This window comes from Flavobacterium sp. GW821-FHT12A05, assembly GCF_058807735.1.
This window is the reverse complement of the sequence record NZ_JBXAQY010000010.1, coordinates 191195-201153: the sequence shown is the minus strand read 5'-3', so window position 1 is coordinate 201153 and position 9959 is coordinate 191195. Positions and strand designations below refer to the sequence as shown.

Annotated in this window: 7 protein-coding genes; all 7 read right to left on the bottom strand. The window is 33.8% G+C overall.

Annotated elements, in window-relative coordinates; all coding sequences use genetic code 11:
* Nucleotides 1-488: 488 nt before the first annotated feature.
* The gene (locus AC1RRQ_RS21685; RefSeq protein WP_493025059.1) at nucleotides 489-728 is read right to left on the bottom strand and encodes a hypothetical protein; all 240 of its coding nucleotides are present in this window, start codon (nucleotides 726-728) and stop codon (nucleotides 489-491) included.
* Between the two features lie 58 nt (nucleotides 729-786).
* Nucleotides 787-2139, bottom strand: a complete 1353-nt coding sequence (locus AC1RRQ_RS21680; RefSeq protein WP_493025058.1) for a S41 family peptidase — start codon at nucleotides 2137-2139, stop codon at nucleotides 787-789.
* Nucleotides 2140-2198: 59 nt separating this feature from the next.
* The gene (locus AC1RRQ_RS21675) at nucleotides 2199-2987 is read right to left on the bottom strand and encodes a hypothetical protein (protein WP_493025057.1); all 789 of its coding nucleotides are present in this window, start codon (nucleotides 2985-2987) and stop codon (nucleotides 2199-2201) included.
* A gap of 54 nt (nucleotides 2988-3041) precedes the next feature.
* A complete protein-coding gene (locus AC1RRQ_RS21670) occupies nucleotides 3042-3896 on the bottom strand; it encodes a T9SS type A sorting domain-containing protein (protein ID WP_493025056.1) in 855 nt (284 codons plus the stop codon).
* Nucleotides 3897-3969: 73 nt separating this feature from the next.
* On the bottom strand, nucleotides 3970-5268 hold the full coding sequence (locus tag AC1RRQ_RS21665; RefSeq protein WP_493025055.1) for a beta-helix domain-containing protein: 1299 nt from the start codon (nucleotides 5266-5268) through the stop codon (nucleotides 3970-3972).
* Nucleotides 5269-5703: 435 nt separating this feature from the next.
* A complete protein-coding gene (locus tag AC1RRQ_RS21660; protein WP_493025053.1) occupies nucleotides 5704-8937 on the bottom strand; it encodes a TonB-dependent receptor in 3234 nt (1077 codons plus the stop codon).
* 153 nt (nucleotides 8938-9090) lie between these two features.
* On the bottom strand, nucleotides 9091-9939 hold the full coding sequence (locus tag AC1RRQ_RS21655; RefSeq protein WP_493025052.1) for a FecR family protein: 849 nt from the start codon (nucleotides 9937-9939) through the stop codon (nucleotides 9091-9093).
* Between the last annotated feature and the right edge of the window lie 20 nt (nucleotides 9940-9959).

Sequence of the window (9959 nt, the reverse complement as noted above, 5' to 3'; positions counted from 1 at the left end):
GAACGGCTGTCAATTCAATATGTCTACGAACGTGTCTTCTTTTTGTATTTCGCTTGTGTTTCAAAGCGGGTGCAAAAGTAGGGAGTTTATCAGCATTTACAATACTTTTTCATCACTTTTTTTTTAAAAATTTAATGATTTTTTCTTAACTTTCTGATAACAACAAATTTAGAGATTAAACTTTTTTATCCGTTTGAAAGATTTTTCTTTGTTTTGTATTTATTAAAGAAAATAAACCGTCAAAAAGTAAATCCTTTTAGGGAATTAAGAACAATAACTAAATTATTATACGGGATTTTTAAATATGCCCTTCAAAAGAAATCTTATACTGATTGCAGTAAATACTAACTTCTATTTACAGTACTTTAATTTTTATGGCAGAATCATAACACGAGAAATTTACAGCCCAAAAAAGAAGTGACAGGGCTGGAATCAAAACAAGCTTACACCAAAAAGTATTCATACATTAAAGTAAAAACAATTCAGTTTTATATATTCCTGCATGCTTCTGCATTTAATTTTCTTAGGTTTTTATGAAGTATACTTCGTGTGACCGTTTTTTTCTGTTCGTAATTTCTAGCACATCTTTGTAATTCGGTCAGCAAAATCATGAAACTATGGTAAAGAACATCAAGTTCTTCCATGTTTTGGCATATTTTGGCATTATCTTCTAAACTAATTTTAGAATCGTGGTAAGTGTTTTTATACTTTCTGAAAACTTCTTCCATACTTCGATGTTCTCTTTTATCAATACCCTGCATAATTAAGTTGAAATATTTGTTAGAATTAATGAATGATCAAAAAATCGGCATCGGTTTTATTTGCTGCTAAAGGAAATGATCTTACTACTGGTGAAATGGTTTTAGCAGTATTTCCTGTAATAGAACTTAAGGCTTTGGCTAATAAGGTTTCTGAAGCATTCCCTAAAGGGAAAACTTCTGGCTGCTGTATTTCATTTAACGAAATAAGAGGATCAATTCCTTTTGAATAGTTTCCTTCATGTCTGGAATTAAATAATTTATATATAGAAGGATACAATATCCAGCCTTTCTTACCTGATATCCTATCATCTGCAATTGGAAAACCGGCAACATCTTTACCAAATGTTTTGTCTCCAATTGTAATGACTTCCATATAAGGTTTTAAATTATTTATAATCAATTCTGAGGCAGATGCTGTGTATTTACCGCATAAAACATACACTCTATTTATAGATGGATGAACATTACGAAGTGCTTCAAAACTTATTTTAGATTCGTTGCTTTCTAAGGCCTGTTTGAAAGATTGATCTACATTGCCGCCGTTAGCATTTCCTTCAAATTTTATAAAAAGATTATTTGACTGGATATTAGGTGCCAGAATAATACTTAATGCTGCAGCAGATGCGATGTCTCCTCCTCCATTATAACGCAGGTCTAAAACAAGTTCTGTAATTGATTTATTTTTTAATTCCTGAAAAGTCTGCAGATAAGACTGCGCTTGGCCTGCATCAAAATGAGAAATTTCGACGTAACCAATTTTTTTATTATTACTTTCAATAATACTATATTTAATAGGCTGCGAGAATGTATATCCCTGCAGCATTGAAATTTCTTTTACATTATAAAAACCCGTTTGTGCTGTATAAGAAACAGTCTGTAAATTCAGCTGACTGACTGCTGTCATTTTAGAATATAATGCAGCATAATTGTTTTGATCCGGCGTTGTTCCTTCTATTTTTGTTATAAGCTGTCCCCGCTTCAATCCATTTCTTTTGGCAGGAGAATCTTCGAGGACATAAAGAATAACACCATAATATTTTCCGTCAAATTCAAAAAAAGAAACTTCAAACCCAAATTTACGTCTTAGATTTTGCTCTGCTGTTTCGGGAAGTTCAGGATGTACTGCATACGAATATCTGTCATCTTTTTGCAATAAACCTGCAAAGTATTCTTTAGGAGGAAGATCTAAACGGCCTTTTTCCGGCATGGTGGTATTCCAGCGATAATATCTTTTCATCTGCTGGTACATCCAATCATTTACATATTCATTTGTGCCAGCTTCATAAACCGGTGCCGGAGCATCATTATCTGAACATGAGATCATAAAAACAGATAAAAAAAGCAATATCGATAAAACAGAAAAAGGTGCGTATTTCATTTATTAGTTTTTAGTTTATTAGCCGCATTTTTAAATTCTTAAAAATGAATTCGCTTTTTTTATTTAAACACAAAATAGTCTGTAAGGTTCAAAATACCGTCTACTCCTGAAAAAACTCCATTTGCATCTCGTTTTTCTTCCAGTACTATTAGTTTTGATTTATTTACTGACATGGTCATAATAACAATTACTTTTTGTCCCGGAATATAGGATTCTGTCGTACCGTGTTTTACCAATTCCATTAAAATAGTGGGCGGCGAGCTGAATGGAAATTCAATAAACGAACTAAATTTTTCTTTATTTATATTTTCTACGGTTCCTAAAACCTGTCCGTTAATTTTTCGTATAATTCCATCAAGATCACCCGTGTAACCGCTTTTAGAATAGAGATTTTGATTTGGAAAAATAAATCGATAACCGCTGTTAGCCGGCTTACTTAAGACGCCTAGTTTTATGCGCGAAACATTATCAATCCAAAGGTTTTCTTTTGCAAAAAAAGAAATCGTATCCTTAACCTTTTTTGCATTAAACTGATAGGTATGCAACACTTCTTTAGTCGTTTTATTTAGAATTGAAATCGTTTTTTCCTGACTGCCGTAATACACAAAGTCATAATCTTTTTCAATTTTTTTTACAAAAGTCGTTTTTTTCTCTTTATTGATTTCAATAATTTTATTGTTAACACTTATCTGAAGCGAATCATTTAAGGCGCTGTAACCTGTAATGGTTACTTTGCCCGGCTGATTGATTTCATCGCTGTAAAAAGGCACCAATTCATCATTGGTACAAGAAAGCACGAGGGTAATTAAAATCGAAAAAACGAATAACTTTGGCAATAAATTCTTCATGTTTGTTTTTTGTTAGAGGCAATTTGATTTTATAAATCAGATCTTTTGGATTGCTTATTTTTTAATGAATTTTATTTTTTTTGATGCTCCGTTATTTGTTACAGAAAGGAAATAAATACCTTGTGATAAACCACTAACAGCTGTACCTTCTGTTTTATAAGAAGACTCTTTTATTAAAACACCGCTGGTATTGTAGATTTTCAGCTTTGTTTCATCATTTTTAAACTCTTCTGGTATTTCTAATTCCAAATAATCCTGAACCGGATTTTGTTTTAAATAACACAATGATGATTGTAATTCATTTTCGCCTATTCCTAATAAAGCTTCGGCCATTACAGAAATCTTATCAATTTCGTAACCAATAAACGGATTAGAAACAGTTCCAAAAGCAATGTATACTTTATTTTTACCTGCAAATTGTGAGATATCTACCGTGTAATCTTTAAATTCTGCATCTTCTACGGTTACTCTTTCTAAAGTAACTGTTTTTAAAAGTGTAAATGAAGCAGGATCCGGCGATGTAGAGCCATAAATTAGAATATCTTCGTTACTATCATAAACACTTGGCTGCGCGTTTAATACTAATGTAATTTTTCCTGAGTAAAATGATATATCCAAAACAGGACTTATAGCAAGATTATTTTCACTTGTTTCTAATTGACTTCCTCCGTTGTTTAAATCTATATTATAAGTTCCTAAAACATCATGAGTTCCTCCTATAATAGCTCCGGTACCGGCATCAAACTGAATATTTTTTCGGGAAATCCAGTTACTGCCATTTCCATCTCGATCCAGTAAAGTCCAGTCTGAAGCATCAGAATCATCAAAATCATCTTCCCAGATTGTATATTGAGCAGATGATACCGTTGTAATTATTGTAAAGACTAATAAAAGTAAAGTTTTTTTCATTTTTTTTAAATTTTAAAACATGGGCAGATTGCGCTGCCCATGCAGTATTATAATAAGTGAGCTGTTGTTCTAATTAGAAATTAGAAAACTTTGTCCAAGTATTTGTCCAGTTAGCTTCTGTTCTAAATGCTCCAGTTGCTCCTGTGAAATTAAGAGCACCATCATTAAAGAAAGGTTGTGAAAGACTCCATTTTGTAGCTGGGTTTACTGTAGAAGTTGTTGTACCAGGACCTGACAAAGTTGTTCCTGCTGGAAGCGCCACATTATCAAATCCGTGGATTGAAACTCTTAAATAAGATGAACCACTTGGAAGTGATGGAGAATCCCATCTAATTCCTGTATTATATCCTGTTACAGTAACGTCTGTAAGGCTGATGTTACCTGCTCTACGCACGTGAATTGCATTTTCATACAAATCAGCTACTGTTGTAGAACTAACACCAATGATAGACAATTGAGAAATAACCGGACGTGTAATAATTGTAGTAATTGCTCCTGTTGCGTTGTTGTCTAATTCGATACCATTAGAATCTGGATTTCCACCGCTTAAACTGTGAGTTGAATTACTGTCAGCAAGTGCAATAGCTTTTGTGATGCTTCCTGTGTAACCAAAATCGAAATCGAAGTTATCATCATCTGGTGCAAAAGAAACTAAATGAGTAGCGTTTACTTTACCTCCGAAAAATTCAAATGAATCATCTTTTCCATAAGATACCTGAATGTGGTTAACTGTAGTTCCGTTTCCAACACCAGCCAATGTTAAACCGTTGATTTCAACATCTGTATCTAAAATACGTCCCGCATATTCGATACGAACATAGCTTAAGATTCCGGCATTGTGCGCATTGTTTGAACCTCCATAGTAGAATTCAGCAAAATTAGGCTGATCGTCTAATCCTTCAACAATATTAGTTGTAGAACCCGTATTAACCTCAGCATCTCCTAAAAGAACAATTCCTCCAAAATCTCCCGGAACCCCTACAGTATTAGCATTGTCATCTAATAAATTAAAACTTGTAAAAATAATTGGAGATTCTGCAGTTCCCTGCGCATCAATTTGTCCTGTTTTAGTAATTACCAAAACTCCAGTTGCAATACCAGTTGCAAGCGGTTTAGCTTTAATAAATGTTCCTGCCTGAATAGTTAATTTAGCACCATCTTTTACAGTGATTACTCCATCAATTTCCCAAACTCTGTCATTTGTCCAAGTTGTGTTAGTTGTAATAGCACCACTTACTGTTTGAACCGTAGGCGGATGAACATAATCAGCACCTGAAGATTTCATTGAAAAAGAAGAATCTGCCGAAGAATCATCATTTTGGCAAGAGCTCACAGCTAGAGCTACCATTGCAAATAGAAAAAATTTTTTCATAATAATTTAATTATTGCTATATTTGCTGCTATTCAAACTAGGCCTTTGGAGAGAGCAGCAAAATATCTTTCCTTAGGTCTTTCTCGTTTTTGGTAAAGATCTTTTTAATAAACTATTGCCGCTTTACCGCCGGGGGTTTATACCTAAACTCCATCTTTCATTCTTAGGGTTTCCATCGCAATGAAAGGATTGCTTTCCATTCTCTTGTTATTTCTTTTGATACAATTACTGCAGGTCTTTTTATAAGTTATTATTTAAAAGACCATACAGAATTGCATTTGAAAAAAAAAACAATAGACCTTAAATAATGCTGCTGAAAACATTAAAAAATAATCTCACACAATTATATTAGACTTTATAAAAACAAAATATCACCACTGTTTTTTATTGTTAACGGTTTCTTAATATTTGGATTTTAAAGTGATTTACAATAGTTTAAAACGAGTAACTGATCGATACATTTATAGTTCGGCCACTGAAAGCTTTGAATATTACCTGGTCAATATCCTGATCGTATTTTTTAGTGGCATTGGCTCCCAATGTATAGCGGTCTCTTGGATTAGAACCGTACGAAACATCTTCGAGATGCGAATAGCTATTGGCATTGTTGTAGGTTTGGATGCCAGTATCGAAAATATTTTTCATACTGCATTTTAATTCCAGATTTTTATCTTTAAAAAATTTGTAGCTCACCTGAGCATCTGTTGTAGAATACGGCATTCTGATTTCTTCACGGGAATATTCAAATCCCACTAAAATATATTGGTCGCCAATGGCATTATGTCTCACACTAAAACCTAATCTGTCTCCCACATAATCTAAACCAAGATTATAGGTATACGGCGATTGTCCGTACAGCGGTCTATTAGCTTCGTAAAGACCTCCTGTTCCGTCAACATTTACATAAGAGGTTACTTTTGTATCGTTAAATGACGCGTTTCCTGAAACAAATAATTGTTCTAAAATAATACCATCTCCTAAAAAGGAAAGATTTTTATAAAATTCCATTTCTAATCCCCATAATTTGGCATTGTTAGAATTAAGATTATAAATAATTCCAGAATTACCATTTACTGTACCTACAGATTCTATTGGATCTTTGATGTCTTTATGATACACTCCAAAAGATAAAACTTCGCCTCCAGACGGAAACCATTCTAATTTTAAATCATAATTATTTGATACACTTGAGATCATTCCTGCTGACCAATTTAAAATTTTAGCTGACCGAATAGGATCATAGTATGGAGTTCCTACGCGTTCTGCAAATTGAGGACGCAAAACTGATCTATTGTAACCCAGCCTAAGGTTTGTTTTTTTGGTTGGGCTGATAGTTAAACTTGCAGAAGGTAAAAACTGCCATTTCTTGTCTACGTTTGTTAAAGGAAAATTTCCAGGAGCTTCAAATTGATTTGATATTTCATTATAAACATAACTTTCTGCTCTTGCTCCCCAAACTAATCTAAGAAAGTTTCCAATTTTATTGTCAAGCATTAAATAAGGAGAATGAACTTTTACATCTCCTTCATATTTGTCACCATACTTACCATAATCCAGCCATCCAAAACCACCATAATAGTATTGTGATCCGTCTAGAAATTCAGAAAGAGGTTCATATATATCAGCTCTGTCTGTGCCCTGCCCTACAGTTACAACTTTTGCAGAACGCTGCTGGTTTGACGCTTTTTTATAGGTTCCGAAGTAACCTGCTTTAATATCGTTTTTACTGATTTCACCTAAATCGAATGAATAATCAAAATTAATGGCCCAATTGTAATCTGTTTCATCATTGGTATAATTGTCCCGGCTGAAAGGAAATCTTCCGCCACTGTTATAAACGCTATGATAAACCAGCATATCATCACCTACATTTTTGCGAAAAGTCTCCAGAAAAGTAGCGTCTTTAGTATCTTTTGTTATGTTGCTGTAACTTCCGTACCAGTTCACTTCCAGCTTATCGAAACGATGATTTCCTTCTATTTTATTCTGAATAAATGTTTGGTAAACGGGATAGTTTGTTTCGGTAGTCGAAGGAAGATTGTTACCGTTTAAAACTTCAGGTACATCTGTTCCTTTATCCCATCCAGTAATTTGATTTAGCTGATTGTTGTAAATATGCACTACGGTATTACGGCTTGTAATTTTATGATCACCAAGCTGAATTGCAGCATTAAACATACCGCCCAAAGTAGAATTAAAATTATAATTGGCACCTGAATTTGTAAATCCGAATTTCTCAAAAATGGAATATTTTCTGCCGCCCTGTCCTTCTTGGGCAAATCTTGTATTGGTTAAAAATCTTCCTCTTTCCGTATGTTCAATATCCAGTTTTTCCTGTGTATTCTTAAAGAGTACAGATCCAACAAATCCCCATTTATTATTATCCTTTAATTTATAAGATCTTCCTATTGCAAACTGAAGCGTTGTGCCGGGTGCACCATAGGTTTTATAAGTGGAAAAATTGTCTTGGGTAAACTTTTTAGACTGTTCTATAAATGGTCCGGAAGAAGCTGCATTTTGCGGAATTTCGATAGGCTGCATATTAGGATAATCGCGTCTGCCATCATCAAAACCTAAATAATCGTACTTTCCTTCTGCTTTAGTTAATCTCTCTTTAAAAGCACTTCGGCTGTTGTATGAAGAACTTATCGAGAAACTGGTAAAGTCTTCTTTCGGGATGTCTTTAGTTTTAATTTCAACATATCCTCCGGCAAAATTGGCATTCATATCCGGAGTCGCTGATTTGCTCACTACAATACTTTCAACCATTGAGGTTGGAATAATATCGAAAGAAAAGTTTTGCTGATAAGCATCGGTGCTGGGAAGGACGATTCCGTCCATTACAGCCTGATTCCATCTTTCTCCCATAGAGCGAACTACTACGTATTTATTATCGATTGTAGTTACTCCGGTAATACGTTTTAATGAACTTGCCACATCTCTATCCGGCGTTCTCGCAATTTGCTCTGCCGAAATACCATCAGAGAATTGTGCTGCTTTTTTCTGCTGTAATAACAATCCCTGAACCGAAGCTGTTGCCTGTTTGTAATTTTGTACAATAACAACCTCTTTAAGAGATTGTGCATCTTCTTTTAAAGAAACGACCAAGGGAGTTTCTCCTCCTTCGGTTACTTTTACATTTGTAATTTTCTGTGTTTGAAAAGAAATGGCACTAATTTCAATCGTATATTCTCCGGGTTCTAATTCTAAAATGTAATTGCCATCGATATCAGACTGTACTCCATAGTTTAACTGCGCTACTTTTATATTCACTCCCGGAAGCGAAAGTCCGTTTGTATCTACAACTTTACCTGTAATTTTTCCTTTCTTTTTTTTTTTGTCTGCATCCTTACTATTTACCGCTATATTATTCTCATTTCTTCTAAAATTTAAGTTGGTCATTTTTTGCAAATCACTTAAGATTTCATCAATCGAAACATTGTCTTTTTTTAGCGTTACAAGAGGAGAACTTAGGTCTAAGTCTTTTTGATAAATAAATTGGTAAGGTGTGCGTGATTTTAAATTGTCTATAATTTTTTGAGGCGTAGAATTTTTAAAATCCACTGATACAGTTCCGGTTTGCGAATAAATAGTATTTGTTCCGAGAAAAACTCCAAAAAATAAAATCCATAGGACAAAAGTAAACTGCCTGGAAAAATCATTGTTCATAATTGATAATTGTTAGTTTATTAGAATTTGTTTTGAATATGATGCAATTGGTAAATATTTTAAATCTGGACATGAAAATTCCTGGCTGCTTATAAAAACTTTTTTTAAGAGTTATAAGCGGCAAAAAAATGCACTAAAATTGGGTATGCTGGTTTACCTGCTGATTAAATAGGTATTATTACCAGTAGATCTGATTTTTATTTCTAAGGCAAATGCAATAGTTTGCAGCATCTCATAAAGCCCTTGCCTGCTGTCAAGCGTGCCTTGAATGGTAAGGTTCTTTAAATCATCTTCTAAATAATTTACCTTAAAATCATTTTCTTCTTTTAATTTATCTAAAACCTGTTCCAGAGTTAATCCGTCAACATATAAAAGGGCCTTTTTCCATTCCGGCTCCAGTATATTTGTTTTTTCTTTTTTTACTGTAGAAGATGCTGCTGCATATACCGCTTTATCTCCTCTTACCAGTAATACGGTATTGGTTTCTCCCTCAACTTTTACTTTTCCTGTTCTAACATTTACCTCAGGCTGTTTGTCATTATAGGCTTTGATGTTGAATGAAGTTCCTAAAACAGTTGTTTTTATAGCTCCGGAGCTAATTACAAATGGTCGTAAAGTATCGCGTTTTACTTCAAAAAAAGCTTCACCTTTTAAGGTCACATTTCTTTCGTTATTTGAGAAATGCACCGGATATTCAATTTGAGAATTTTGGTTCAGCCATACTCTTGTTCCGTCTGGCAGCGTTATAAGGCGAATATCATTCTTAAAGGTAACTGTTGAAGTAATCTCAATTTTTGACTTTTGATACTGATTAAAAAACTGATAACTGCCAATTGAGATAATAAATACGGCACAGGCCGCAGCGGTCCAATGATATAACCTCTTATATTTATCAATAGTAACTCTGCGTATATTATTCCACATTCTGTCTTTTGTATCGTCAGGAAGCATTCCTCGATTTGGTATGGCATTCCATTCTTCTTTCATTCTTTTGGACTTCATTAGAGTTACTATTTACTATT

Coding starts and splice junctions, on each gene's coding strand:
- AC1RRQ_RS21685 (WP_493025059.1), bottom strand. CDS start 728: ATGGAAGAAGTTTTCAGAAAGTATAAAAACACTTACCACGATTCTAAA.
- AC1RRQ_RS21680 (WP_493025058.1), bottom strand. CDS start 2,139: ATGAAATACGCACCTTTTTCTGTTTTATCGATATTGCTTTTTTTATCT.
- AC1RRQ_RS21675 (WP_493025057.1), bottom strand. CDS start 2,987: ATGAAGAATTTATTGCCAAAGTTATTCGTTTTTTCGATTTTAATTACC.
- AC1RRQ_RS21670 (WP_493025056.1), bottom strand. CDS start 3,896: ATGAAAAAAACTTTACTTTTATTAGTCTTTACAATAATTACAACGGTA.
- AC1RRQ_RS21665 (WP_493025055.1), bottom strand. CDS start 5,268: ATGAAAAAATTTTTTCTATTTGCAATGGTAGCTCTAGCTGTGAGCTCT.
- AC1RRQ_RS21660 (WP_493025053.1), bottom strand. CDS start 8,937: ATGAACAATGATTTTTCCAGGCAGTTTACTTTTGTCCTATGGATTTTA.
- AC1RRQ_RS21655 (WP_493025052.1), bottom strand. CDS start 9,939: ATGAAGTCCAAAAGAATGAAAGAAGAATGGAATGCCATACCAAATCGA.